The 25,592-nt window shown below is 66.0% G+C and carries 30 protein-coding genes; 10 read left to right on the top strand and 20 right to left on the bottom strand.

The genetic code is table 11. The features are described 5' to 3' along the window. The 4 genes from LH128_RS02400 to LH128_RS02415 all read left to right on the top strand — a co-directional run. Positions 1 to 913 (top strand): LLM class flavin-dependent oxidoreductase (locus LH128_RS02400; protein ID WP_008827980.1); only part of this gene is annotated, 913 nt, incomplete at its 5' end. Positions 914 to 917: 4 nt separating this feature from the next. Further along, positions 918 to 2,084 (top strand): sulfotransferase family protein, encoded by a 1,167-nt coding sequence (locus LH128_RS02405; RefSeq protein WP_008827981.1) that lies wholly within the window; start codon positions 918 to 920, stop codon positions 2,082 to 2,084. A gap of 6 nt (positions 2,085 to 2,090) precedes the next feature. Beyond that, complete coding sequence (locus LH128_RS02410) at positions 2,091 to 2,888, top strand: sugar phosphate isomerase/epimerase family protein (RefSeq protein ID WP_008827982.1); 798 nt, start codon at positions 2,091 to 2,093, stop codon at positions 2,886 to 2,888. Position 2,889: 1 nt separating this feature from the next. Further along, positions 2,890 to 4,125 carry a DUF1214 domain-containing protein gene (locus LH128_RS02415; protein ID WP_008827983.1) on the top strand — a complete coding sequence of 412 codons (1,236 nt, stop codon included), beginning with the start codon at positions 2,890 to 2,892 and terminating at the stop codon, positions 4,123 to 4,125. Here the strand turns inward: LH128_RS02415 and LH128_RS02420 are convergent. From LH128_RS02420 to LH128_RS02475, 12 genes are all read right to left on the bottom strand, one after another. Beyond that, a complete protein-coding gene (locus LH128_RS02420) occupies positions 4,113 to 5,624 on the bottom strand; it encodes a hypothetical protein (RefSeq protein WP_008827984.1) in 1,512 nt (503 codons plus the stop codon). The two genes, LH128_RS02415 and LH128_RS02420, sit on opposite strands and share 13 nt — an antisense overlap. Continuing rightward, complete coding sequence (locus LH128_RS02425) at positions 5,621 to 6,013, bottom strand: GtrA family protein (RefSeq protein ID WP_036526416.1); 393 nt, start codon at positions 6,011 to 6,013, stop codon at positions 5,621 to 5,623. The genes LH128_RS02420 and LH128_RS02425 overlap by 4 nt, the downstream gene beginning before the upstream one ends. Before the next feature lie 10 nt (positions 6,014 to 6,023). Further along, a complete protein-coding gene (locus LH128_RS02430; protein WP_008827986.1) occupies positions 6,024 to 7,055 on the bottom strand; it encodes a glycosyltransferase family 2 protein in 1,032 nt (343 codons plus the stop codon). A 173-nt stretch (positions 7,056 to 7,228) separates the two neighbouring features. Then, entirely contained in the window at positions 7,229 to 8,227 is a 999-nt protein-coding gene (locus tag LH128_RS34020) for a PEP-CTERM sorting domain-containing protein (protein ID WP_327195032.1), read from the bottom strand. A gap of 262 nt (positions 8,228 to 8,489) precedes the next feature. Continuing rightward, complete coding sequence (gene ruvB / locus LH128_RS02445) at positions 8,490 to 9,518, bottom strand: Holliday junction branch migration DNA helicase RuvB (protein WP_008827990.1); 1,029 nt, start codon at positions 9,516 to 9,518, stop codon at positions 8,490 to 8,492. Continuing rightward, positions 9,515 to 9,928 (bottom strand): hypothetical protein, encoded by a 414-nt coding sequence (locus LH128_RS02450; RefSeq protein WP_008827991.1) that lies wholly within the window; start codon positions 9,926 to 9,928, stop codon positions 9,515 to 9,517. Before LH128_RS02450 ends, ruvB begins: the two co-directional genes overlap by 4 nt. Further along, entirely contained in the window at positions 9,925 to 10,092 is a 168-nt protein-coding gene (locus LH128_RS33040; protein ID WP_155986278.1) for a ribbon-helix-helix domain-containing protein, read from the bottom strand. Before LH128_RS33040 ends, LH128_RS02450 begins: the two co-directional genes overlap by 4 nt. 5 nt (positions 10,093 to 10,097) lie before the next feature. Further along, positions 10,098 to 10,703: a Holliday junction branch migration protein RuvA gene (ruvA, locus tag LH128_RS02455; RefSeq protein ID WP_008827992.1), complete on the bottom strand. Its 606-nt coding sequence runs from the start codon at positions 10,701 to 10,703 to the stop codon at positions 10,098 to 10,100. A 230-nt stretch (positions 10,704 to 10,933) separates the two neighbouring features. Beyond that, the gene (gene ruvC / locus LH128_RS02460) at positions 10,934 to 11,410 is read right to left on the bottom strand and encodes a crossover junction endodeoxyribonuclease RuvC (protein ID WP_008827993.1); all 477 of its coding nucleotides are present in this window, start codon (positions 11,408 to 11,410) and stop codon (positions 10,934 to 10,936) included. A 4-nt stretch (positions 11,411 to 11,414) separates the two neighbouring features. Further along, a complete protein-coding gene (locus tag LH128_RS02465) occupies positions 11,415 to 11,765 on the bottom strand; it encodes a DUF3147 family protein (protein WP_008827994.1) in 351 nt (116 codons plus the stop codon). Between the two features lies 1 nt (position 11,766). Further along, a complete protein-coding gene (locus LH128_RS02470; RefSeq protein WP_008827995.1) occupies positions 11,767 to 12,531 on the bottom strand; it encodes a YebC/PmpR family DNA-binding transcriptional regulator in 765 nt (254 codons plus the stop codon). A gap of 104 nt (positions 12,532 to 12,635) precedes the next feature. Then, the gene (locus tag LH128_RS02475; RefSeq protein ID WP_008827996.1) at positions 12,636 to 12,953 is read right to left on the bottom strand and encodes a heavy metal-binding domain-containing protein; all 318 of its coding nucleotides are present in this window, start codon (positions 12,951 to 12,953) and stop codon (positions 12,636 to 12,638) included. A gap of 95 nt (positions 12,954 to 13,048) precedes the next feature. Here LH128_RS02475 and LH128_RS02480 point away from each other — a divergent pair, with 95 nt between their 5' ends. Further along, positions 13,049 to 13,765, top strand: coding sequence for a CPBP family glutamic-type intramembrane protease (locus LH128_RS02480; RefSeq protein WP_008827997.1), 717 nt, complete (start codon positions 13,049 to 13,051; stop codon positions 13,763 to 13,765). 66 nt (positions 13,766 to 13,831) lie between these two features. Here LH128_RS02480 and LH128_RS02485 read toward each other — a convergent pair whose 3' ends face one another. Next, positions 13,832 to 14,068, bottom strand: a complete 237-nt coding sequence (locus tag LH128_RS02485) for a DUF2312 domain-containing protein (protein ID WP_008827998.1) — start codon at positions 14,066 to 14,068, stop codon at positions 13,832 to 13,834. A gap of 232 nt (positions 14,069 to 14,300) precedes the next feature. On the opposite strand from LH128_RS02485, the gene sugE reads away from it, so the two are divergent. Continuing rightward, positions 14,301 to 14,618: a quaternary ammonium compound efflux SMR transporter SugE gene (gene sugE, locus LH128_RS02490; protein WP_008827999.1), complete on the top strand. Its 318-nt coding sequence runs from the start codon at positions 14,301 to 14,303 to the stop codon at positions 14,616 to 14,618. Positions 14,619 to 14,748: 130 nt separating this feature from the next. On the opposite strand, the gene LH128_RS02495 is transcribed toward sugE, so the two are convergent. Next, complete coding sequence (locus LH128_RS02495; RefSeq protein ID WP_008828000.1) at positions 14,749 to 15,060, bottom strand: DUF1244 domain-containing protein; 312 nt, start codon at positions 15,058 to 15,060, stop codon at positions 14,749 to 14,751. Positions 15,061 to 15,162: 102 nt separating this feature from the next. Here LH128_RS02495 and pyk point away from each other — a divergent pair, with 102 nt between their 5' ends. Continuing rightward, positions 15,163 to 16,647, top strand: coding sequence for a pyruvate kinase (gene pyk, locus LH128_RS02500; protein WP_036526484.1), 1,485 nt, complete (start codon positions 15,163 to 15,165; stop codon positions 16,645 to 16,647). A 192-nt stretch (positions 16,648 to 16,839) separates the two neighbouring features. Here the strand turns inward: pyk and LH128_RS02505 are convergent, their stop codons facing one another. Then, positions 16,840 to 17,385 carry a sugar O-acetyltransferase gene (locus LH128_RS02505; protein WP_008828002.1) on the bottom strand — a complete coding sequence of 182 codons (546 nt, stop codon included), beginning with the start codon at positions 17,383 to 17,385 and terminating at the stop codon, positions 16,840 to 16,842. 2 nt (positions 17,386 to 17,387) lie between these two features. Then, a complete protein-coding gene (locus tag LH128_RS02510; RefSeq protein WP_008828003.1) occupies positions 17,388 to 18,050 on the bottom strand; it encodes a YggS family pyridoxal phosphate-dependent enzyme in 663 nt (220 codons plus the stop codon). Between LH128_RS02510 and LH128_RS02515 the strand changes: the two genes are divergently transcribed. After that, entirely contained in the window at positions 18,049 to 18,609 is a 561-nt protein-coding gene (locus tag LH128_RS02515; RefSeq protein WP_008828004.1) for a thiamine phosphate synthase, read from the top strand. The genes LH128_RS02510 and LH128_RS02515 overlap by 2 nt on opposite strands. Here the strand turns inward: LH128_RS02515 and LH128_RS02520 are convergent. From LH128_RS02520 to LH128_RS02535, 4 genes are all read right to left on the bottom strand, one after another. Next, positions 18,606 to 19,373 carry an enoyl-CoA hydratase/isomerase family protein gene (locus LH128_RS02520; protein ID WP_008828005.1) on the bottom strand — a complete coding sequence of 256 codons (768 nt, stop codon included), beginning with the start codon at positions 19,371 to 19,373 and terminating at the stop codon, positions 18,606 to 18,608. The two genes, LH128_RS02515 and LH128_RS02520, sit on opposite strands and share 4 nt — an antisense overlap. Position 19,374: 1 nt before the next feature. Continuing rightward, on the bottom strand, positions 19,375 to 20,622 hold the full coding sequence (locus LH128_RS02525; RefSeq protein ID WP_008828006.1) for an acetyl-CoA hydrolase/transferase family protein: 1,248 nt from the start codon (positions 20,620 to 20,622) through the stop codon (positions 19,375 to 19,377). 133 nt (positions 20,623 to 20,755) lie between these two features. Further along, positions 20,756 to 21,646: an HpcH/HpaI aldolase/citrate lyase family protein gene (locus tag LH128_RS02530; RefSeq protein ID WP_008828007.1), complete on the bottom strand. Its 891-nt coding sequence runs from the start codon at positions 21,644 to 21,646 to the stop codon at positions 20,756 to 20,758. Between the two features lie 144 nt (positions 21,647 to 21,790). Further along, on the bottom strand, positions 21,791 to 22,957 hold the full coding sequence (locus LH128_RS02535) for an acyl-CoA dehydrogenase family protein (RefSeq protein WP_008828008.1): 1,167 nt from the start codon (positions 22,955 to 22,957) through the stop codon (positions 21,791 to 21,793). Positions 22,958 to 23,096: 139 nt separating this feature from the next. Between LH128_RS02535 and LH128_RS02540 the strand changes: the two genes are divergently transcribed. Together LH128_RS02540 and LH128_RS02545 are read left to right on the top strand one after the other, a co-directional pair. Continuing rightward, a complete protein-coding gene (locus LH128_RS02540; protein WP_008828009.1) occupies positions 23,097 to 24,290 on the top strand; it encodes a CaiB/BaiF CoA transferase family protein in 1,194 nt (397 codons plus the stop codon). 106 nt (positions 24,291 to 24,396) lie between these two features. Further along, positions 24,397 to 25,592, top strand: a 1,196-nt coding sequence (locus LH128_RS02545; protein ID WP_008828010.1) for a thiamine pyrophosphate-binding protein, incomplete at its 3' end; no start/stop codon positions are given.

A 25,592-nucleotide genomic window follows, 5' to 3' on the forward strand; every position in this document is an offset into this window, starting at 1 on the left:
CAGCGCGGCGGCGGCGGTGCTTACGAAGAACACCCCGCTCGCGACCACCGTGGTCGATACCGTGCGGCGGCATCCCTCGCTGCTGGCGCAGTCGGCGCTGACGATCAGCCACTTGTCGAAGGGGCGCTTCATCCTCGGTCTCGGCTCGGGCGAACTGGAGAACACGGTGCCTTACGGCTTCGACTTCGCCAAGCCGGTGGGACGGCTGGAAGAAGCGATCAAGGTCATCAAGCTGCTGTGGCATGCCGATGGCCCGGTCGATTTCGAAGGGGAGTTCTTTCACCTCCACCACGCCCGCATGGACACCGAGCTTTACGACGGCAAGGCCCCGCCGATCTGGCTGGGCTCGGCAGGACCAAGGATGCTGGGCATCACCGGACGCGAGGCGGACGGCTGGTGGCCGGCGGGTGCGTGGACGCCCGAGGATTACGCGGCCAAGCTCAAGGTCATCCTCGATGCGGGTGACGCGGCCGGGCGGGACATGAGCCATTTCACGCCCGCGATCACCCAGATGGCGCTGATCGGCGAGCCGGACGAGATCGACGAAATGCTGCGCGCGCCGATGGTGAAGTCGATCGTGCTCATGATCACAGCGAAGGACCTTGCCCAGTTCGGGCATGAACACCCGATGGGTCCGGACTGGCGCGGGATCATGGACTTCGATCCGGTCAAGCTCAGCCGCGAGGCGATGCTGAAATTCTGCGAGGCCATGAACCTGCAGGCCATCCGCGACATACTCCCTGTGGGCACACCGAAGGAAGTGGCGCTGAAGATCAAGGCCTTCGCCGATGCCGGAATGCGCGTCTACAAGCTGATGGAATACGGCGCGATGGGCGGCATGAAGTTCGCCGCCACTTCCGCCGCCAAGGTCCGGGAGACCGAGGACGAGATCACCCGGCTGGTGGAGGGCTGATCCGATGGCTGCGCTCGAACCGCAGCAATTGCTGCAGCATGCGATCGACCAAACCGGTCTGACAAACTGGGCGGATGAAGGCTTTCCCGAACGCTTCGCCCTTGCCGTGGCGCATATCGACACCATCCCCATGGACGAGGCGGGCCGGCAGTCGGCAGCGCGCAACATCCACTGGCTGCTCACCGACCGCCTGCGCTTCTTCCACGATCGCAGCGCGTTTCCTTTGGCGGACGAAGTGATCGAACGGCCGATGTTCGCCAGCGGCGAGCCTCGATCTGGCACCACGCTGATGCATGCGCTGATGTCGGTGGACCCGGACGCGCGGGCGCTGCGCTTCGCCGAGGTCATGCATCCATCGCCGCCGCCCGGGACCGTTACGGGCGATGACCCTCGCTACCGTCTCGCCGACGAGGAATGGCGGGAAATCAACGCGAAGATGGCCAAGTGGCTGCACTGCCACCCCTACAATGACATGCTCGGCCACGGCCTGCCCGAAGACGAGCGGACCTGGGCTTTCGACTTTCGCGTGATGACGCCCACCGCCTGGTGGCGGGTGCCGATGCAGAACCTGTCGATGGGCCTGCCTACCGATCCAGTCGCACAGTACCGCATCCACAAGGCCATGCTGCAGGCCTTCCAGTTCCGTCGCCCGCGCAAATACTGGGTGCTCAAGGGCTTTCACACCACGCGCCTTGCGGCGTTCTTCGACGCCTATCCCGACGCCACGCTGGTCTGGCTGCACCGCGACCCGGTGATGGTCGCGGCCAGTTCGACGATGATGATGGCCGACATCATGGAAGGCATCGTCGGTCCGATCGACCTCGTGAAAGAGGCGCGCGCGCACGTCGAACGCGTGCGCTGGTCGATCGGCCATACCATGACCGACCCACTGGTTGATGACCCGCGCATTCATCACGTGCGCTATGCCGATTTCGTCGCCGATCCCATCGGCACCGTGCGCGGCTACTACCGATTCGCCGACCGCGCATTCGGGCCGCGACAGGAGGACGCCATGCGCGCTTACCTCGCCGAGAATCGCGGCGATCGCCACGGCAAGTTCCATTACTCGACGCGGGTGCTCATCGACGCCGGCTACTGCATCGACGATCTCAACGCCGAGTTCGCGCCTTTCCGCGAGCGCTTCGGCGTGCCGATCGAAGTGCGCAGGTAACCGCCGATGCACCCGCGCGTCAGCCTGCATCAGGTGGCCCTGATCACCGAGCCAACCGCAGATTTCCTGGACTTCTGCCGCAGCATCGGCGTGCAGCACTGCACACTCGCCGCGCCGTGCCTGCAAACGAAGGAAGCCCGCTCGGCGGCACGCGAAAGCCCGGTCCAGATCGGGTGCATCAACCACCTCTTCGCCCTCCATCCCGACCTTGAACGCGACACCGGGAAGGCGGCGGCGAACCTGCTCGGTGTTATCGAGGTCGCGGCTGAAGTGGGCGCGCCCGCAATCTATCTCCTCACCGGAGGACGCGGTGCACTGTCCTGGGAGGCCGCAGCACAGCGCTTCGCCGACCTGCTCGCCCCCTGCCGCGATGCGGCGCAGCGGGCGGGGATTCGCCTGCTGGTGGAAAACGCCTCTCCGCTCAACGCCGACATCCACATGGCCCACACCCTGCCCGATGCCGTCCGCCTCGCCCGGATGGCCGCGATCGATGTCTGCGTCGAACTGCATGCATGCTGGACCGAGTCCGACTTGCGCGGAAAGCTGGCCGACGCGATGCCGCTGGCGGGGCTGGTGCAAGTCAGCGACTATGTGCTCGGCGATCGCAGCACGCCCTGCCGCGCGGTGCCGGGAGATGGCGCGATCCCGCTCGAGGCGATCCTGTGCGATGTGCTCGACCTTGGCTACACCGGGCTGTTCGACCTCGAACTCGTAGGCCCGCGCATCGAGGCGGAAGGCCCGCGCGAAGCCTGCACGCGCGCCGCCCGCGCCCTTTCCGACATGCTCGACCGACTGGGAGCCTGACATGGCCTTTGGCGATGGACCCGACGATGCCCTATTGCGCGTGGCATGGGAGCAATTCTGCGACCGCCTGAAAAACGCTGGTCACAGTGCCTTCAAGGACGCCAATCCCGCCAATCCGCTCCAGCGCGCGGACGCCTTTCGCTTCCTGACGCAGAATCTGGGGCAGGCCTTCGACCTCGCGCTGGAGACGCGCGATACCGCGTTCCCGCAGATACACCCCTTCGTCACGCCGACACGCAAGTTGGGGGGCGACGTCGCCGACTTCACGTATCGGCAGGCCTGGATCGACGGAAACCGCACGTACCGCCTGACCGGCCGCAAGGGCACCGCGCGCTGGCTGAACATCACCGTGCAAGGCCCGCGCCCCGAGACCATCCCCGGCACCGACTGGCCCTCGCTTCACGAGCCCTTCGGCGACATTCCCGAGTGCAACATCCTCGGCGCGCAGATCGAGGCGGACGCGCGAGGCGACTTCGAACTCTTCGTCGGCGGTGAACCCCGGCCGGGCAACTGGCTCCCGACCACGCCGGGCAGCCGCAAGCTGTTCATCCGCGAAGCCTTCGACGGCTGGGACGAAACCCCCACCTCCCTGACCATCGAAGCACTGGACACCGCAGGCGCAAAGCCGCTGCCCACATCTGCGGAAATGATCGAGGCGATGGACTGGGCGGGTGCCTTCGTCACCGGCCTGATGCACGACTGGCCGGAGCATTCGTGGCTGACCTCGCGCGGCGTGTGCGATCCGCATGCGCTGGGCGCCTTCCCTCCCGACCGGACTGCCAACGATGCCTCCGACGCGAAGCGCGGGCGGATGGCGGCGCACATGGTCTGGCGGCTGGAACCGGACGAGGCGCTGATCGTCGAGATGGACGCGCACCCCGGCTTCTGGATCTTCGGCATGGGCGGCGCTTTCATGGGCTCGATGGACTTCCTGCACCGGCCGGTCAGCTACACCCCGGCGCGCACCCGCGTCGACGGCGACGGCGTGGTGCGGCTGGTGCTCGCCCATGACGATCCGGGCGTGCACAACTGGCTCGACACGCAGCGGTTTCGGGAGGGCAACCTGACCTATCGCAACCTGCTGACGCAGGACACCGCAAGGTTCCAGACCCGGCTCGTACCGAGGAACCGGCTGATCGAGCATCTCCCGGCCGACACCGCCCTGGTCGATCCGGCCGAGCGCGAGGTGATGCGCCTTGAACGCTACCGTGCGGTCAAGCGCCGCTATGGCATCTGACGAAGGTACAGCACGGAATCTCCCGAGCGCGCCACCGGCCGCCACCCGGCGAGCGGCAGTTCGGGCACGTGCCAGACCACCCACAACCGGGGAATGCCGTCAGGCACCCGGTCGATCGCCGTGAGCAGCTGGTTGAACCCCTGGCAACTCTCGCCGACCAGCGCCCCGGTCTGCGCGTCGATGAAGGGACCGGCGGCAGGGTTGTCGATGCTCATGAGCTGACCGCCCGGCATCGCCCACTGGTCGTTGGCAAAGGCATGGCGGCGCATCATCGCATAGCTGGCGACGTGAACATCGCGCACCCGCGCCTGCTGCCGGATGAAGTTGACGCAAGGCAGCGCGATGAAGGTCAGCAGCTGCGAGCCGCGCGGGACGTGCTCGACCACGGCCTGCTCCTTGCTGATCTGCTCGTCCCAGGCGGCCATGCTCACCGTGTTGCCGACGAGGCGCAAGGCCACGAAGGCGATCCCGGCGACCACAAGCATCCGCTGCCTGCACGCACCAAGGTCGAGCGGCCGCGCGCAGATCAGCGCCAGCGCATAGATCATGGGCGTCAGGCGCATGTCGGCATAGGCCGACCCGTAGATCGTGCCCGGCATGACCATGAACACCACCAGCAGCACGATCGTGCCCAGCGCCAACCCCTTGTGCAGGGCAAAGCGCGGCGAGCGCCAGACAGCCACGATCAGGGCGAGCAGTCCGGCCGCGCAGAGGTAATCCCAGGCGTCCCATCGATCCGCCAGAACGTTGGCGAAGTGATAGATCTTGAGCCCCAGCCGGAACCAGTTCTCGTTCGGCAGGTGCCCGGCCGGGTTCGGCCACGCCATGCTCGCCAGCTGCGGCACCAACAGGCAGGTGCTGGCAAGGAACCCGCCCCACAGCGCCGGCAACAGGCGCCCGGATCGCTCGAAACGTCCGGCCAGTTCACAACACCCGACCAGCACGCACAAAGTCGCCCATGCGGCCAGATGGCACACCCAGATGACGCAGGCGACCAGGCAGAACACCAGCCAGCGCCGCCGCGGGTTGTCCGCCATCGACGGACTGATCCACCAGGCCAGTGCGAGCGTGACGAGCGCCATGCCCAGCGTGAAGTTGAGGAACCCGAACTGGAACGGATTGCCCAGCGCCAGCGGCACCGCGAACAGCGCGGTCACCGCCACCCGCCCATGCGCCGCGCGCGACAGCCAAAGGTAACCCGCGACCTGCAGCATCACGATCAGGATCGCAATGGCCTTCACCGCCAGCCTCAGGCCGACGATCGGCTCGAACACCCAGGCGAGCAGATCGGCGCCGAGGTTAGGGAGCAGGCCCCACCGGAAGCTGTACCACTGCGCCAGATCGGCGCTGCGTCCGCCGTCCATCTGCACCATGTAGCGCGACATGTGCCCGGGCAGGTCGGTCAGCGGCGGCACCACCGGCCAGAACAGCGGCACGGCGGCCAGCAGCACCAGCGCCGCGCACCAGCGCAGCGGGATCGTTCCCGACTGCCCCGTCATCGCGCGGCGCGCCCCGGAGCGAAGACGAAATGGCGGGACAGGAGGAAGAAGCAGGCCGAATAAACCGCCATCGCCGCGCCCTGCCCGATCAGGCTCTGCGCGAAGCCGAGCCCGCGCATCAGCGTCAGCATGCCCAGGTTCGCGCCGTAGGACAGCGCGAAGACGGTCAGGAACCGCGCCACTTCCGTGGAAGCGACCGGCCCGCGCACCTCGAATGTCCAGGTCCGGTTGAGCACGAAGGAGCAGCACACACCCACTCCGTAGCTGCAGGCGTTGGCCGGATAGTCGCCCACCCCCAGCCGCAGCAGCGCCCAGATTACGGCCAAGCCGACGATCGTGTTCAGCACACCCACCAGCCCGAAGCGCAACGCGGCCATTGTCAGGGTCATCGGCAGGACGTCAGACCCGCGGATCGAAGGCGCCGACCGTCAGCGGCATCACCACAGGTCCGCGCTCGCTCGCCCGCGACTGGCTGCGCACCTCGCGCACGATGAACAGCGGCCGCCCTTTGCTTTCGATATAGAGCCGCCCGAGGTAGTCGCCGAAAACGCCGAGGATGATCAGCTGGATACTACCCATGATCAGCATGACCGCGATCGTGCTGGTCCAGCCGATGATCACCCCGTTCTCGGACCAGCGCCAGATCGCCCAGAACAGGAGTGCGAACCCCGCAAATCCCGACAGGACGCCGAGATGAGAGGCCAGCCGCAGGGGCACCGTCGAAAAGCTCGTGATGGCGTCGATGGCAAGGCTCATCAGGCGCCGCACGGAATACTTCGTTTCACCCGCCCTGCGCGCATCGCGTTCGTAGGGTACGGCAACCTGCTCGAACCCCAGCCAGCTGACCATGCCGCGCATGAAGCGACAGCGCTCGGGCATGGCGTTGAGTTGATCGACCACGCGCCGGGTCATCAGCCGGAAATCACCGGTATCGACGGGGATGTTCTGCTCCGACAATCGGTTGAGCAATTTGTAGAAAAGCGATGCGGTTCCCCGCTTGAAAGCGCTTTCACCGTGCCGCGCCACGCGCTGGCCATATGCGACGTCCGCGCCCGCCTCGATCCTCTCGATCATTGCGCCAAGAAGTTCCGGAGGGTCCTGCAGGTCCGCGTCGATCATCATGATCAGGTCGCCGCGACATATCTGCAGTCCGGCTGTCACTGCCAGCTGCTGCCCATGGTTGCGCGAGAGGTCGACGCCCAGAACGCGCGGGTTGCGCTCGGCCAGTACGCAGATCAGCGGCCAGGTGCGATCAGTGGAGCCGTCGTTGACGAGGACGATCTCGTAGTCCTCGCCCACTTGTTCCCGGCAGGCGGCCGCGAGCCGTGCTTCCAGCATGAGGAGAACGGCCTCCTCGTTATAGCATGGCACCACCACCGAGAGGCGTGGGCAGGTCCGTTCGGCGAACGGCAGGATAGGTTCCATCTTCATGAATCGGCCCCGCGAAACTCGGCTGTGCTTCGAGAGGCCGTATCGGGCATTTCTGGTTAACCGGCCGTAAAAGACGCCGGGCCTTGCAAAACATATGAAAAGGGCGAGGTCCGCGAACCTCGCCCTTCCACATAGGGCACCGCCTTTGGCGTCGCCCTCCCCGTGTTCAGATGTCAGGCCGCCTTCGCGCGGGCCAGCCGGCGTCGTCCGACGATAGCTGCAGCCGCCGCGCCGAACAGGATCAGCATCGGCGGAGCGGGTACATCGGTGCCGCCCGACGTGCTCGTGGTCGAACCACCCGAGGACGAACTGGACGACGAAGAGGAAGACGAGGAACTGGAGCTGCTCGACGAAGTCGAGCCGGTCGAACCGCCCGAAGTCGAGGAAGACCCCGACGACGAAGACGAGCTGGACGACGAACCGCTGGACGATCCCGTGGAGGTCGCGCCGCCGGAAGAATGATCGTCACCGCCGCTTGAGGAACTGGAGGACGAACTGGAGCTGGAGCTAGAAGACGACGAGGACGAGGACGAGCTGGAACTGCTGGTGCTGGTCACGTTGCCCGAGCTGGTCGACGTGGTCGAGGTGATCCCGCCGGTCGTGGTCGTGGAGGTCAGGCCACCGGTGCTCGAACTGGAGGTCGAGGTGACGCCGCCGCTGGTCGAGGTCACACCGCCCGTGGTGGACGTGACGCCGCCCGAAGTCGAAGTGACACCGCCGGTCGTGGAAGTCACGCCGCCGCTGCTGGTCGAGGTGATCACGACGTTGCCGCCGCCACCGCCGCCGCTGCCTCCGAAGAAGCCGCCGAAGAACCCGCCGCCAAAGCCGCCGAAGCCGCCACCGCCGCCGCCGATCACTACCGGCGCGCCGCCGCTGCCGCCCGAGTAGGACGGACCCGGCGCGGGCGGCATGTACGGCGCGGGCATCGGCACCATCGCCATCTGCGGCTGGTCGCAGCAGGTCCGCTTGATGATCTTGCGCACGCGCTTGGTGGTGCGGGGCTGGTCCTTCCGGACGAGGCGCTGGGCCGGGCGCTTCTTTACCGGGGCGGCCTTGGCCATCTTCACCTTGCGGTACTCGGTCTTCGCCGACTGCGTCTCGGCGACGTGAACGGCGCCGCCGCCGATCACGGCACAGCCCGCCGCACAGGCAGACAGTTTAGCAAGGGCCATCCGAACCGACATAACGCGTTGCTCTCTTTGTTTCGCACCGGAGGCCCGAAGGCCCTCTGGGGCTACCGTGCATCCATCTGCCAGAAACAACGCAGAGACACGTTAATGCGGCAACGTCATTCACCCGCAATTCACCGTCCCGATGCGGGAAACTGGGTTAATTTATCATTCTAACTCAGAGGGTGTACCGAAACGGGACTGTTGGTTCGGCGGGTTGTAAAGCAGACCGACGCTTTTGCGGCGAATGTGCCGCTTGGCGCACTCACCCTTCCGAATCGAACAACCCGCCCTGCGGCCCCGCAGGAGGAGTCATGCCAAGGTGGCTCCAACCCCTATCATTGAGGCAACGTCCCCGTGCCGTGCGGGCGACAAGGCCCAACTGGATGAGGTACGGCTCGATCACTTCCTCGATCGTGTCGCGTGGTTCGGACAGTCCCGCCGCCAGCGTCTCCACGCCCACCGGGCCGCCCTTGTAGATGTCCGCGATCATCCTCAGATACCGGCGATCCTGCGCATCGAGGCCAATGGCGTCCACTTCCAGCCGGGTGAGCGAATCGTCGGCGATCGCACGGGTAATGGTGTCCGATCCCGCCACATGCGCGAAATCGCGCACCCGCCGCATAAGGCGCCCCGCGACACGCGGAGTACCGCGTGCGCGGCGGGCAATCTCGGTCGCTCCGCCCTTGTCGATGCCGATGCCGAGCAGGCCCGCGCCGCGGCTGACGACCTTCTCCAGTTCCTCGACGGTGTAGAACTGCAGGCGCACCGGGATGCCGAAACGGTCCCGTAGAGGCGTCTGCAGCAGGCCCTGCCGGGTCGTCGCGCCGATCAGCGTGAACGGCGGCAGGTCGATCCGCACCGAGCGCGCCGACGGACCTTCGCCGATGATGAGGTCCAGCGCGCGGTCCTCCATCGCCGGATAGAGCACTTCCTCGACCACGGGATTGAGACGGTGGATCTCGTCGATGAACAGGACGTCGCCCTGCTCCAGATTGGTCAGCAGCGCGGCGAGGTCGCCCGCCTTGGCGATGACCGGACCGGAAGTGGCGCGAAAACCCACGCCCAGTTCGCGCGCGACGATCTGCGCCAGCGTCGTCTTGCCAAGGCCCGGAGGCCCGAAGAACAGCACATGGTCCATCGCCTCGCGCCGCGACTTGGCGCTTTCGATGAAGACGTGCAGGTTGTCCTTGGCCGCCGCCTGCCCGACGAACTCGGCGAGCGTCTTGGGCCGAAGCGCGGCATCGGCGTCCTCGACCTGGCGATTGGGGGAAAGGATGGGATTGTCGGTCATGAATGGCCTGTAGCTGGAAAGCGCAGATCCATCCATCTGATCCACGGGAAAGCTATGCCTCCGCACACAACGCCACCAAAGGTCAGTATGAAGAAAGAGCTGCCAATTTCATAATACGTGTCGCGTATGGCCGCGACGATCATGATCATAAGCGCGGTCAGGAACCCGGACGTGCCGCCCGCCAGTGCGCAATTTGGAAACGTCAGCGTCATTCGCTTTCTGACACCGAGTGCTACGGGAACACCGACCAAAAGGCATAGCGGCAGTGCCAGTCCGATAAATCCAGGCGCAAAGGACCAAGATATAACGCATAGCACAATGGCGATGCTAATCGGGCTTGCTAAGATCCCAAAAATCGTCGGCAGCATCCGCGGCGGCTGTCGATCCTCGTATTGATCCACGAAGCTCATTTGAGCGGATGCCCCGATGCGGTCGCTTCCTGCTCTGTGCGCTCCAAATCACGGCGAACAAGATGCCGGACATATTCAGCAGCATCAAGGAAGCGCCCCTGCGAAACCTTTTTTTCGATCCATTGTAATTGCTCTGCAGGAATGTCGAGTTTGACCTGAGACATGATCTTCACCCCGTCGCCAGCTTCAGCGCCACGCGCATGAGGTCGCCCAGCGCCGCATCCTCACCAAGCTGATCGACCGCCTTGCCAACCGCCGTCGCCGCCACCGCAGGCTTGAAGCCAAGGTTCTGCAAGGCCGAGACCGCATCGGCGCTGGCCGAGCCCGCAGGCGCCACCGCCACGATGCCGGACGCCCCCGGCGCGGTGAGCATGCCGCCGGCTTTGTCCTTGAGTTCGTTGACGATGCGGCTCGCCAGCTTCGGCCCGACGCCGTTCGCGCGCGCCACCATGGCGCTGTCGCCGCCCGCACAGGCTCGCTGGAGTTCCTCGGTCGTCAAAGCGGAGAGGATCGCCAGCGCTACCTTCGAGCCGACACCCTGCACCGCCGTCAGCAGACGGAACCAGTTGCGCTCCGCCCCGGACGTGAAGCCGATCAGGCGCTGGTCGGTTTCCGAAACCTGCATCTCGGTATGGACGACGACGCGATCACCCCGGATACCGAGATGGTCCAGCGTCCGCGCCGAACAATGGACGAGGTAGCCCACTCCGTTGACGTCGATGATGGCCCAGTCGGCGCCGGTGTCGTCGAGCAATCCTGTCAGCTTGGCGATCATGGTTTGTTCCTATGGCAGGAAGGGATTCGGGGCGCCAGAGGAAAAGAGAGGCAAGCAGGGCCTTACCACCCCTGCACCCCGTATAGCGTCGAGGCCACGCGCGCCGCTTCGTCATGTCAGACGGTGAGCCGGGAGACATTGAAAGCCTGCGGCGTAATGTTAGGCCGCCGCTGCTGCGCGCGCGACAACGACAGTTTGGGGTCTGGGGCGATGGCCCCAGGACTTCCCTTTTATCTGTGACTGCCCAGCATATTCGCATGGGTAATCGCCACCGCCAGAGCATCGGCGGCGTCCTCGCCCGCCAGCTTCACGCCCGGCAGCAGCACCATCAGCATCGCCTGGATCTGCGCCTTCGCCGCCCCGCCGGTGCCGACGATCGCCTTCTTCACCAGCTTGGTCGAATATTCCGCCACCGGAATCCCGGCGCGCGCCACGGACAGCATCGCGACACCGCGCGCCTGCCCCAGCTTGAGGGTCGACTGCGGGTTCACATTGACGAAGACTTCCTCCACCGCGCCGGTATCGGGCCGGTGCTGGAGGATCACATCGGTCAGCGCGGCGTCGAGTTCGACCAGCCGCTCGGCCATTCCGGCCTTGGCGTTGGTGCGGATCTGGCCGTTGGCGACATGGCTGAGGCGGCTGCCGCTCTTGGCGACGACGCCCCAGCCCGTGCAGGTCAGGCCGGGGTCGATGCCGAGGATAATCATGATGTCAGACCTTCAGCCCGAGCCGCGGCCCGAAATGCATCATCAGCGAATAGAGCACGATGGTCAGCACGCACCCGGCCAGCAGCGAGGCCCAGAAACCAAGGCCATTGCGCAGCAGGACGGGCATCAGCAGGAACATCGGCAACGAGGGGAGCACGTACCAGAACGTCGCCCCGGCATGGACCGCCATGTTCTCGGCATCCGGGCGGGCCTGCCACAGCAGGATCATGCCCAGTACTGAGACCAGCGGCAGCGAAGCGACAAGCGCACCCAGAGCGGGCAGGCGCTTGCCGATTTCCGCGATCGCCACGATGAGAACGCCCGAAAGCAGGGCGCGGGCGATCAGTGCCAGCATATCAGCCGAGCGTTTCCATGACCTCGTCCGAAATCTCGTAGTTGCCCCAGACGGTCTGGACGTCGTCGTCGTCTTCGAGGGTGTCGACCAGCTTCATCAGCGTGCTGACGGTGTCCGCGTCGACATCGACGGTGAGGTTGGGCTTCCATGCCAGCTTGACGCCTTCGGCTTCGCCCAGGGTCTTTTCCAGCTCGCGCGCGACTTCGTGGAGCGCATCGACCGAAACCCAGATCTGGTGGCTGCCAGGGTTCTCGTCGCCGTCGCCCATGTCGCTCTGCACGTCTTCGGCGCCCGCTTCGATCGCGGCTTCGAGGACCTTGTCCTCGTCACCCACGCTGCCGGGGTACTCGATTAGGCCGAGGCGTTCGAAGCCGTGCGAAACCGCGCCCGAGGCGCCGAGGTTGCCGCCGTTCTTGGCGAAGGCGGTGCGCACGTTGGTAGCAGTGCGGTTGCGGTTGTCGGTCAGCGCCTCGACGATGATGGCGATGCCGCTGGGGCCGTAGCCCTCGTAGCGCACTTCCTCGTAGTTCTCGGCGTCGCCCTTGCTCGCCTTGTCGATCGCGCGCTGGATGTTGTCCTTGGGCATCGACTGCGCCTTGGCCGCGTTGACGGCGGCGCGCAGGCGCGGGTTCATGTCCGGGTCGGGCATGCCCATCTTCGCCGCGACGGTAATTTCGCGGCTGAGCTTGGAGAACTGCGCCGAGCGCTTCTTGTCCTGCGCACCCTTGCGATGCATGATGTTCTTGAATTTGGAATGGCCTGCCATCGGTCCGCTCGTTGCCTGCCCATGAGTCCACGGGTCTTTGCGATGAATGAAGTGGCGCGGGCCTTACAACAGGGGCACCCCAAAGGGCAACCGGAGTCGGTCTGCTACAGGACGACGGCAGTTCCGGAACAGCTTACCATCAGCATCGAACCGTGCGATCCGATCACCTCGTAGTCTATGTCCACGCCGACCACGGCGTTGCCGCCCAGCTTCTCCGCCTCCGCTTCCATTTCCTTCAACGCCTCGCGGCGGGCGCGCTGGAGGACTTCCTCGTACTTGCCGGAGCGACCTCCGACGATGTCGGTGACGGCGGCGAAGAGATCGCGCACGAGGTTGGCGCCGACGATGACTTCGCCAGTGACGATACCCAGATAGTCACGGACTGGCTGGCCTTCGACGGTGGGAGTGGTGGTGACGATCATCGGCGCGCTCTCCTTCGCTGGACCGCCAAGGTTGCACCGTCTCACGGTGCTGGCAAGACAACGAATTGGCAAGGAAATCGGGGATAGAACGAAGCATGGCGACCCGGATCGAAACAAGCTCCTCAGTACCCTCTGCCCTGCTGCGCGAACTGGCGAGCTTCGTCGCCCGGCCGCGCATACTTGCGCCCATCGGCCTGCGGTCGCGTGAGGCATGGCCCCGGCTGGCGCTGCTGACGGTGCTGCACATCGGCGGGCTTCTGCTGGTGATCCTGCCGCTGCTCGGGCTCTACCAGAAGACGATGGGCCAGCCGCTGCCCGACGCCTTCGACAAGCTGCCGGCAGGCTGGCTGCTGCCGATCACCATCGTGATCGCACCGGTGCTGGAGGAGATGATCTTCCGTGGCTGGCAGACCGGACGCCCCCGCGCGCTATGGCTGCTGCCGTGCTTCGGCCTGTTCGCGGGGCTGGCCGTCATGGCGAAATCACTGCAGCCGCTGGTGTTGGCAGGATCGCTGCTGGCGCTCGTGGTCGCCGCTGTCGGAGGGTGGCTGTGGCTGCGCAAGCGTCCGACGTCTTCCACTTATGCGGCGGCTTATCCGGCGGTGTTCTGGCTGGCGGCGCTACTGTTCGCAGGCGTCCATCTGATGAACTACCCGACCATATCCGCGCTCGCGCTGCCGATGGTGTTGCCGCAATTGTGGGCAGGCGTGCTGCTGGGCTTCACGCGCCAGCGCATCGGCCTTCCGGCCTCGATGCTCCAGCACGGCTGCGCCAATGCGGCGGCCATGGTGCTGGTGCAACTGGGGAGCTGACGCCCCCTCCACCACCCGCTGCGCGGGCGGTCCCCCTCCCCGAGCAGGCTCGGGGAGGAATGAGGATCAGTCGATGCCAAGGGCCGACTTGTAGGTGTCGAGCAGCATGTCCATTTCGCGGCGGTCGTCGGGCTTCATCTTGCGCAGGCGCACGATGGCACGCATGATTTTGACGTCGTAGCCGACGGCCTTGGCTTCGTTGTAGACGTCGCGGATGTCGTCCGAGATGCCCTTCTTTTCCTCTTCCAGGCGCTCGACGCGCTCGATCAGCAGGCGCAGGCGATCGTCGGTGGTTTCGGCCATGGGGGTACGTGCTCCGGTAAATGCTGGTGAATCGGTTGGCGGCGCTGATAGCGAGACAACAGGATTCGGGCAAAGCGCCCCCCTGTGGAAATCATGTGGAGGACGCGCAAAGGGTTGCCCCCAAAGCCGCACTTTCCTATCTGGCCAGTGCGCCGACCACGTTCGTGCGTCTCCTTCGACGGAGCTTCAAGTCCGGGACGGCCCGGGAATCGCCTCATAAGGAGATTGCCGAATGCCCTGGGTTCTTCTCGCCATCGCCGGCCTGCTCGAAGTGGTCTGGGCGTTTTCCATGAAACAGTCGGAGGGCTTCACGCGCCTGTGGCCCAGCGTCGTGACTCTGGCCGCGATGCTGGCGAGCTTCGGCCTGCTCGCCGCCGCGATGCGGTCCCTGCCACTGGGCACGGCTTATGCCGTGTGGACCGGCATCGGCGCGGTGGGCGCTTTCGCGGCGGGGATCGTGTTCATGGGCGAATCGGCAAGCGCCATGCGCCTGCTCGCCGCCGGACTGATCCTCAGCGGGATCGTGCTGATGAAGGTGGCGACGCCCTGACAGGCAGGCTCGTCGTCCCGGACCTGATCCGGGACCGGTGGCTGTCTTTCGGTGAGAGATCGCAGCGCGCGCAGCCAAGTAGGCCGTTCACGGCCAGCGGTCCCGGATCAGGTCCGGGACGACGTAAAGGTCAATGCGTCCCGCCGTTCTTCTTCAGGCTCTCTTCCATCCGCGCGATCTGTTCCGGCGTGGCTTCGCTCTGGTGCTTTGCCTTCCATTCGTCGAACGGCATCCCGTGGATCACCGCGCGGGCGGCAGCTTTGTCGCCTTCGTACCCCGCATCGCGAATCCAGTCGGCCAGGCAATTGCGGCAAAAGCCCGCCAACCCCATCAGGTCGATGTTCTCGGCATCGTGGCGCTGCTGGAGGTGGCGCACAAGGCGACGGAACGCGGCAGCGGCCACGGCGTCATCTATCGTATCAATGTTATCCTTGCCGTTCATAATCGCACCGATCGTCCTTGGTTTGTCATCACGCCTTTGCCATATGGGGCCCAGTTTCCGGAAGAGGCAGTAAACTTGGTCAGCACCATTCCTTCGGGCGCCCTGAACGCAAATGGGCCCTATCGTCGTTCTCCCCACCATCGCGGCATCAAGCGCCAGCGCAAGGTAAAGATCCTCGCAACGCTGGGCCCGGCAAGCCGCGACAAGGAGACGATCGCCAAGCTGCTCAAGGCCGGCGCCGACGCTTTCCGCGTCAACATGAGCCACGGCGACCACGACACCCACCGCGAGACGATCGCCAACATCCGCGCGGTCGAGAAGGACCTGGAGCGCCCCGTCGCGATCCTGTGCGACCTGCAAGGCCCCAAGCTGCGCGTCGGCCAGTTCGAGGGCGGCAAGGCCTTCCTGCGCCACGGCGCCCACTTCACGCTCGACCGTGACCCGACCCCGGGCAACGACGAACGCGTTTGCCTGCCGCATCCCGAACTCTTCGGCATCCTCCAGAAGGGCCAGCGCCTGCTGATCGACGACGGCAAGCTGCGCCTCATCGTCATCCGCGCCGAACCGGACGCGATACTGTGCAGCGCCGAAGTCGGCGGCCCGATCTCCGATCGCAAGGGCGTCAATATTCCCGATGCCCTGATCCCGATCCCGGCCCTGACCGAGAAGGATCGCCGCGACCTCGCTTTCGCGGTCGAGCAGAAGGCGGACTGGATCGGTCTCTCCTTCGTCCAGCGCCCCGAGGACGTCGCTGAAGCGCGCCGCCTGTCGGGCGGCCAGGGCGCGATCATGGCCAAGATCGAAAAGCCCGCAGCCGTCGAAAGCCTCGACGAGATCATCGAGCTGTCGGACGGCATCATGGTCGCACGCGGCGACCTCGGCGTGGAACTGCTGCCCGAGGAAGTGCCGCCGATCCAGAAGCACATCATCGAAAAGACCCGCGCGCTGGGCAAGCCGGTCGTCGTCGCCACGCAGATGCTGGAATCGATGATCACCAGCCCCTCGCCCACCCGCGCCGAAGTCTCCGACGTCGCGAACGCGGTCTACGACGGCGCCGACGCGGTCATGCTCTCGGCCGAAACGGCAGCGGGCCAGTGGCCTGTCGAGGCGGTGACCATCATGGACCGCATCGCCGCCAAGGTCGAAAGCGACACGACCTATCGCGAACGCATCCACCTCACCCGTACCCCGCCCGACGCGACCAGCGCCGACGCACTGTCGGAAGCCTGCGCGCAGATCGCCGATACCCTGACGATCGAGGGCATTGTGGTGTTCACCGGCTCGGGCGGCTCCGCCCGCCGCGTGGCCCGCGAACGCCCCGCCGCGCCGATGCTGGTGCTCACCCCCTCGCAGCCCACCGCACGCCGCATCGCACTGCTGTGGGGCGCACACGCCGTCGTCACCCGCGACATCGGCAGCTTCGAGGAGATGATCGCCAAAGGCAAGCGCATGGCCCTGCGCCACGGCTTCGGCGCGGCCGGATCGCGGCTGGTGGCGCTGGCTGGCGTGCCGTTCGGCGTGCCGGGCTCCACCAACCTGCTGCATATCGTGACGCTGACCGGCAACGAGCTGGATACGCCGAAGTAAGAAGGAAAAAGGGGAGAATCTGGGGCCATCGCCCCAGACCCCGTTACTGTCGTCGCCGTGCGTGCAGCGGCGTCAGGCACATATTGCGCCGCAGGCTACAAGTCTCCCGACGAAGCGTCAGTGCGTAACGAAGCTACGCGCGCGACCTCGACGGTATACGGGGTGCAGGGGTGGTAAACCCCTGCGTCTCCCTCACCTTCTGGCTTTGGCCGGACTTCCCACGACGGTAACCCCTGCGGCTACGTCACGCGTCACCACGCTCCCCGCACCGACAATCGCATCATCTCCGATCGTAACGCCCGGCATGATGAGCGCCCCGGCGCCGATCCAGACATTGCGCCCGATGCGGATGGGCACGCCCCATTCGAGGCCGCTCGCCCGTTCGACCGGATCGCGTGGGTGGTCCGCCGTCAGGATTTGCACGCCCGAGCCGATCTGCGTTCCGTCGCCGATGGTCACCTCCACCACGTCGAGGATGACGCAGTTGAAGTTCAGGAACACCCCGCGCCCGAGACTGATGTTGTACCCGTAGTCGCAATGGAACGGCGGCCGGATGGTCGCCCCTTCGCCCACCGCGGCGAAGCGTTCGCGCAGCAGTGCATCGCGGTCGGCAAGGTCGATGGTGCGGTTGTACGCGGCCATCCATTCGGCTGCCGCGCGCTGGTCGGCAACGATTTCCGGGCACGATGCGCGGTAGGGCTCGCCCGCCAGCATCTTCTGCTTTTCGGTGCGCTCCATTGTCACGCGCGCTTGCCGAACAGTGCGCTGCCGACGCGCACTTGTGTAGCGCCGAGCAGCACGGCGGTCTCGAAATCATCGCTCATGCCCATCGAGAGCTGGTCGAGCCCCCCATCGGCGTTATTGTCGGCCGCGATCTTTGCCAGCAGCGCGAAGAACGGCGCCGCCTCGATCCCGGCGGGGGGGACGCACATCAGGCCGACGACGGGAATGCCCGCTTCCCGCGCCGAAGCGAGGAGCACGGGGACATCGGCGATGGCGCAACCGCCCTTCTGGTCCTCCGCACCGATGTTGACCTGGATGAAGCACGGGACCTTGCGGGCCGCCTTTTCCATCGCCTTGCCCAGCGCCGCGACCAGCGAGGGGCGATCGACGGAATGGATGCAGTCGAACAGCGCGACGGCATCCTCCGCCTTGTTCGACTGAAGCTGGCCGACAAGGTGCAGCTTAACCTCGGGATAGGCCGTGCGCAGGGCTGGCCACTTCGCCTCGGCTTCCTGCACGCGGTTTTCCCCGAAGACGCGCTGGCCGGCAGCGAGCAGCGGCTCGATCGCCTCGGCGTCGTGGGTCTTGGAGATAGCGATGAGTTCGATCGCCTCGGGCTTGCGTCCGGCGATCTCGGCGGACCTGGCGATGCGGGCGCGGATGTCTTGTAGCTGATCCATGGCGTGCTGCTATAGCGTCCTCGTGAAGAACCGCCAGCCGTCCCTTCCCAAGCTCTGGCTTATCAGCGATGCCCGCAACGATGCGCGGCTGGAGCATGCACTGGCGCGACTCCCGCGCGGGTCCGGGCTGGTGTTCCGGCACTATCATCTTTCGCCCGAGGCGCGGCAGACGCGGTTCGATGCACTGCTCAGGCTGGCGCGCCGATACGGGCATCGCACGGTGCTGGCGGGAGATACTGCGCTGGCCCGTCGCTGGCGGGCGGATGGGGTTTATGCCTCGCCCGAAAGGCTGGGTCGCAAGCAAGGCATGCTACGCTTGGCGACCGTCCATTCGCTGCGTGAACTGGCCATCGCGCATCGGACCGGAGCAGACGCGGTGCTGGTTTCCCCGGTCTTTCCAACCGCTTCGCATCCCGGTGCACAAACACTCGGCGCGGTGGGGCTGAAACTGCTCTCCGCACGGGCGCGGGTTCCCGTCATCGCACTGGGCGGAATGACGCGGCGCCGCGCCCGAACCGCGCGGATCGCCCGCTGGGCAGCGATAGACGGCCTGACCTAGCGCCCCTGCCACACGGGCTTGCGCTTTTCCGCAAAGGCGCGCGGCCCTTCCTGCGCGTCGTGCGAGTTGTAGGCATGCTCATGCGCCGCCCGCGCAGCCGCCAGTGCCGCGCTGCGCCCCATCTCGGTCGAGAGCATCACCGTCGCACGCGCAGCCTTCACCGAGAGCGGCGCGCCTTCCAGCACTTCGCGCGCAAGATCCAGTGCGGCATCCAGCACCGCGCCGGGCTCGGCAAGACGGTTGACGAGCCCGATCTCGTAAGCGCGCTCGGCGCTGATCGGCTTGCCGGTCAGCACGATCTCCATAAAAATGCGCTGCCCGATCATGTGGATCAGCGGGGCCGCCCATGGACTGCCGCGCCCGACCTTGACCTCGGTAATCGCGAACTTCGCAGCGGTGGAGGCCACGCACAAGTCGCAGGCCTGCGCGATCATCCAACCGCCCGCGAAAGCGACGCCGTTCACTGCGGCGATGGTCGGCTTCGACAGTTCGATGGTGTCGTAAGGCAATGCGTACATGTCACGCGGAGGCACGGCCATACCGGTCTCGACCATCTCCTTGAGATCGCCCCCGGCGCAGAACGCCTTGTTGCCGCTGCCGGTAAGGATCGCGATGCGCAGGGCGTCATCGGCCTCGAACTGCGCCCATGCCGCCCGCAGGCCCTCGCGAACTTCCCGGGTGAGGGCGTTGCGCTGCTCGGGGCGATTGATGGTGATGACGGCAATGCCGTCCTTGCGCGCATCGAAAAGCACGGCATCCTGCATGTCAGAACCCCCTTCTGGCGATCTCGAACGCCTCGCGCTCCAGACCCTCGCGAAAATCCGGATGCGCCACCGCGGCCAGCCGCCGCGCCCGTTCGGCCAGCGTCTGGCCCTTGAGCTGCGCGGCCCCGAACTCGGTGACCACTACGTCTACCTCGCTGCGCGCACTGGTGACGGGACCGGACAGCGCGGGCACGATCTTGCTGATCGTTCCGCCTTTTGCCGTGGCCGCCAGCACCATCAGCGAAGCACCGCCCGGCGAGCGCGCGCCCGCCCGCACGAAGTCCACCTGCCCGCCAGTGCCTCCCATGTAGGCCGCGCCGGACTGCTCGGCATTGACCTGCCCGGTGAGATCGACTTCCAGCGCCGAATTGATGGTGACGAGCCGAGAGAGCTGCCCCAGCACCCCCGCGTCGTGGGTATAGCTGGTCGGCGTCATGCGGATCGCCGGATTCCCTTGCGCCCAGTCGTAGAGCCGCCGCGTGCCGATCAGCGCGCCGTTGATCGAGACGCCCCGGTCGATCTCCTTGCGCGCATTGGTCAGCACCCCCGCCTCGGCCAGATCGACGAGGCCGTCACCCAGCATCCCCGAATGGACGCCGAGGTCGCGCCGGTCGTGCAGCAGCCGCAGGATCGCATCGGGCACCGCGCCCACGCCGGTTTGAATCACCGAACCGTCGCCGATGAATTCCGCACAGAGCCGCGCGATCGCCTCATCAGTCGGACTGATCTTTGCGGGCATGACCTCGACCGGCATGCGCGAGACCGGCACTGCCACGTCGATCGCGCTGGCCGGGATCGTCTCGCCGGGAACGAAGGGCACCTGCTCGTTGACCTCGGCGATGACCACGCGGGCCTTGTCCACGGCGGCGCGCACGTAGTCGGAAATGAGGCCGCAGGAGTGCTCGCCCGCCGCGTTGGCAGGGCTGACCTGGATCATCGCCACGTCGCAGCGCATCACGCCTGCGGTGATGAGCGGCGCGACCTGGCTGACGTGGACCGGAATGACGTCGAGTGCGTTCGCTTTTGCCATCACGCGCAGCGCCCCGATCGCGCCCATCGACGAAAGGCGGAAGGCGGATGCCGTTTCAGGCGTGAACAGGCCGGAAAAGCTGGTGGCGATGAAGGCGTGGAGATCGCCGATGCGCGCGCCCTGTTCGGCCAGTGCCTCGACAAGCGTGGTCGGCTCGCCGCAAGCCTGCCCGAAGACGATGTGGTCGCCGGGCCGCAGGTAGGGGATGAGGTCGATCATGCCGTCGTCCCGGACTTGATCCGGGACCGGTGGCGATCTTTGGCCGGACCTTCTCGGCAAGACGCCCTGCTGGGCTCTGGGCTGTTCGTGGCCAGCGGTCCCGGATCAAGTCCGGGACGACGACGATACATGCTCACGGCTTACCCGCCTGCCGCAGCAGCCGCTCGGCGCGGGCAAGATAGGGCCTGTCGAGCATGCCACCCTTCCAGCCGATCGCGCCGACGCCGGGGTTGGCGGCGAAGACATCGACGATCTCCTGCGCTTCGGCGATCTCGGCCTCGGTGGGGGTGAAAGCCGCGTTGATAACGGGCACCTGTGCCGGGTGGATCGCCATCATGCCCCTGAAGCCGTCGCGGCGGACCTTCTCGGCGCGGGCTCTCAGGGCTTCGAGGTCGCGGAAGTCGGCGCTGATCGTCTCGATCGCGGTGACCCCGGCCGTCGCCGCACCAAGCACCGTCAGGCTGCGCGCCAATTCGTAGGTGAAGGAATAGGAACCATCATCGTTGCGGTTGGACGAGGCGCCGATCGAATCCGCAAGGTCCTCCGCGCCCCAGGTCACCGCCACCACGCGCGGGGCGCCCTTGTAGCTGCCGGTGTGGAACATCGCCTCGGCCGTCTCGGTGATGAGGACGATGACGGGGGTGGAGCCTTCCTCGATCCCGTTCGCCACTTCCAGCGCTGAGAGGCAGTGGTCCAGCTTCTCCACATCCGCCCGGCCGTAGACCTTGGGCAGCATGATGCCGCCGGGATGCGCGGGCATCACCGCCGCGAGGTCCGCCAGCGTGTGCGGCCCGTCGAAGGGGTTGATCCGCACCCACAGGCGCGCGCGCTGCTCGGGGTTGGCCTTGATGAAGTCATGCACCAGCGGACGCGCGGCGGCCTTGGCGTCAGGGGCGACGGCGTCTTCAAGGTCGATCAGGACGATGTCGGCCTCGCCTTCCATTGCCTTGGTCATCTTGCGCTCGCTGTCGCCTGGCGCGAACAGCCAGGAACGGGCGGTGGCGGGGGTGTGAACCAAAGTCATCGTCTCTCCAAATTCGTCATCCCGGCGAAGGCCAGGACCGCTGGCCGGGGCCAGCCTTGCTTGCGCCGGGGCGCCTTGCCGATGGGGCCTTATCTAAAGACAGCCACCGGTCCCGGATCAAGTCCGGGACGACGACGGTAACGCTCAATAGCTTCTCGGCAGTTCCAAAACCCTCTCGGCGATGTAGTTCATGATCTGGTGTGGGCTCACCGGAGCGATGCGCGGAATCATGACTTCCCGCAGGTAGCGCTCGACGTGGTATTCCTGCGCGTAGCCCATGCCGCCCATCGACATCACCGCAGTCTGGCACGCCTCGTAACCGGCCTCGGCGGCGAGGTATTTGGCGGCGTTCGCCTCGGTCCCGCATTCGAGGCCCTTGTCGAACAGGGTCGCGGCCTTGAACACCATGAGGCTGGCGGCTTCCACCTGCATCCAGGCCTTGGCGAGCGGGTGCTGGATGCCCTGATTCTGGCCGATCGGACGGCCGAAAACCACGCGCTCCTGCGCATATTTGGACGCCTTCTTTATCGCCACGCGCCCCAGCCCGGTGGCCTCGGCGCCCAGCAGGACGCGCTCGGGATTGAGTCCCTGCAGGAGGATCTTGAACCCCTGCCCTTCCGCGCCGATGCGGTCCTCCTCGGGAATGAAGAGGTCGGTGATGAACAGCATGTTCGAGCCCACCGCATGCCGCCCCATCTTCGGGATCAGGCGGTGCTCGACCGATTTTCTGTCTATCCTGCAATAGAATAGCGTCAGCCCCTCGGTCTTCTTTTTGACCTCTTCCAGCGGCGTGGTGCGGGCGATGAGGAGCATGCGGTCGGCGACGTGAGCGTTGGTGATCCAGATCTTCTCGCCATTGACCTTGTAGCCGCCCGGCACCTTCTCGGCGCGGGTCTTGAGGCTGGTGGTGTCGAGGCCGGTGTTGGGCTCGGTCACCGCGAAGCACATCTTCTCCTCGCCCGACAGGATCGGCGGAATCATGCGCTTTTGCTGTTCTTCGGTGCCGAACAGGGTGACCGGCTCAAGCCCGAACACCGGCCCGTGAATCGCCGAGGCCGCCGTCATCCCGCCACCGCTTTCCGCCACCGCCTGCATCATCACCGCCGCCTCGGTGATGCCGAGGCCCGCGCCGCCGACCGCCTCGGGCATGGCGACGCCGAGCCAGCCGGCCTCGGCCATCGACTTGTGGAACTCGAAGGGGAATTCGCCAGAGCGATCCTTTTCGAGCCAGTACTCGTCCGGGAACTGCGAGCAGTGCTTCAGGACCGCTTCGCGAATGTCCTGCTGGTCCTGATTCAGGGAGAAATCCACGCTTTTCCGGCCCTCTTGCCCATTTTACCGTTGCGAGAAGGCTAGCAGCGCCGCGCCGCCGAGACAACTGATTGTTCCGATATGCGTACGTTGAACGGTAATGCGTATAGATATACAAGTCTCGCGGGAGATCGACACAATGGCACTCAACGATACCATAACGGCACCTAACGGCCCTCTGGCGGGGCTCAGGGTGATCGACCTGACCAGCGTGGTGTTCGGACCCTACGCCACGCAGATCATGGCCGACATGGGCGCCGAAGTGATCAAGGTGGAGCCGCCCGAGGGCGACAATACCCGCTGGATCACCACCGGCCCCGTACCCGGCATGGGCGGCATCTATGTCAACGTGAACCGGGGCAAGCGCGGGGTCATGCTCGACCTTCGGCAAGAGGAAGACCGCGAATCGCTGCGCCGCCTGATCGCCACCGCCGACGTCTTCATCCACTCGATGCGCGGCAAGGCGATCGCCAGGCTCGGCTTCGATTACGAGTCGGTCCGCGCGATCCGGCCCGACATCGTCTACACCAACTGCTACGGTTATTCGCGCCGGGGGCCCGAGGCCGACAAGCCCGCCTACGACGACACCATTCAGGCCGAGTGCGGCATCCCCCATGTGCAGGGGCTGATGAACGGCGAGCCCGGCTATGTCGCCACGATCATGGCCGACAAAGTGGCGGGCCTCCACGCGCTCTACGCGACGATGATGGCGCTGTTTCACCGCGAACGGACCGGCGAGGGGCAGGAAGTCGAAGTCACGATGTTCGAGGCGATGTCCTCGTTCATGTTGGTCGAGCATGCCAACGGCGCGATGTTTGCCCCGCCGACGACGCCTGCGCACTACCACCGCGCAGTCGAGCCCAACCGGCGGCCGTATAAAACGAAGGACGGCCACGTCGCCGCACTCATCTACAACGACAAGCACTGGAACGCTTTCGTCGCCGCCGTGAATCCGCCCTGGGCCAGCGAGGAGTTCGCCACCCTCGCCCAGCGCGCGAAGCAGATCGGCCGCGTCTACGGCCTGCTCGGCGAGACGTTCCTTACCCGGACCACGCAGGAATGGCTCGATACCCTGCAGGCGCTGCATATCCCCTGCGCCCGGCCGCAATCGACTGACGAGCTGTTCGACAACGAACACCTCAATGCCATCGGCTTCTTCGAGGAGGTGGAAACGCCGCAAGGCCCGGTGCGATTCCCCGGCGTGCCGACGTGGTTCTCGAAGACCCCCGGCAAAGTGCGCGGCCCCGCTCCTACGCTCGGTCAGGACAACTCCGAACTGCTCACAAAAGTCGCTTCGAGCGTCGCCCCGGCGATAGCAGGCGAGTCGCAGTGAACACCCCTGTTGATTTCACCTGACAGCATTAGGAACCTTACGCTAACCAACTGTTCAAAGCGCCCCAGAGCGTGACCCAAGCGGATCGAGAAGAAAGGCACTCACGATGTACGACGACCAGCCTGCGGCTGACACGCTCGCCCCCGAGGCTCCGGCCGGTGCGAAGAAGAAGGGCACGCCCGTCTTCAAGCGCATCCTCGACCTGTTCGAGGCCGAGGGCATCCGCACCCTGTTCGGCATTCCCGATCCCAACTTCGTGCACCTCTTCCTCGAAGCGGAAACGCGCGGCTGGACCGTCGTGTCGCCGCACCACGAGGCGTCCGCAGGCCACATGGCCGCTGCCGCCGCGCGTATCACCGGCAAGCCGGCGCTGTGCATCGGCACGCTCGGGCCGGGCATGGCCAACCTGATGCCGGCGATCCAGTGCGCCAAGGTCGAGAACGATCCGATCATCGTGATGGGCGGCCAGCGCGCCCGCATCACCGAGCGCCGCGTGCGCCGGGGCCGCATCCAGTTCGTGCGGCAGGAGCCGATGATCGAGGATTCGGTGAAGTTCTCCAGTTCCATCGAATATGCCGACCAGACCGACGAGATCGTCCGCGAGGCGATCCGCGTCGCCCTGTCGGGCACCCCCGGTCCGGCCTACATCGAGTTCCCTGCGCACATCATCCTGGAAGAACTCGACCTGCCGCCGGTGCTGCCGCCGCACCGCTATCGCCTGACCGACCAGGGCGCCGACGGCGACCGGATCGCCGAAGCGGCCGAGATCATCAAGAACGCCAAGAACCCGGTGCTGCTCGTCGGCCACGGCGTCCACACCTCGAAGTCGGGCGCGGCGGTGCGCGAACTGGCCGAACTGATGCAGTGCCCGGTGATCCAGACCTCGGGCGGCACCTCGTTCATCGAAGGGCTTGAGGACCGCACTTTCCCTTATGGTTTCTCCGAAGCCTCGATCGACGCGGTGGTCGAAAGCGACTGCTGCGTTGCGCTCGCCACCGAACTGGGCGAGCCGAGCCACTACGGCCGCTGGCGCCACTGGGTCGACAACGAGGCCAACCGCAAGTGGATCTACGTCCAGCAGGACCCCACCGCGATCGGCGTCAACCGCCCGATCGACGTGCCGCTGGTCGGCGACGTGCGCGCCGTTGTGCCGCAGCTTTCGCGCGCCCTGAAGGCGCTCGGCGGCCGCAGCGCTTCGCCCTCGCTCTCCGAATATATCCAGCGCGACGCGCAGCAGCTGGAGGAACTGGCCGAGGACGCAGGCTCCAAGTCCGACGGCTCCACCGCCAAGATGCACACCAG

The organism is Sphingomonas sp. LH128 (assembly GCF_000293195.2).
GTDB lineage: Bacteria > Pseudomonadota > Alphaproteobacteria > Sphingomonadales > Sphingomonadaceae > Novosphingobium > Novosphingobium resinovorum_A.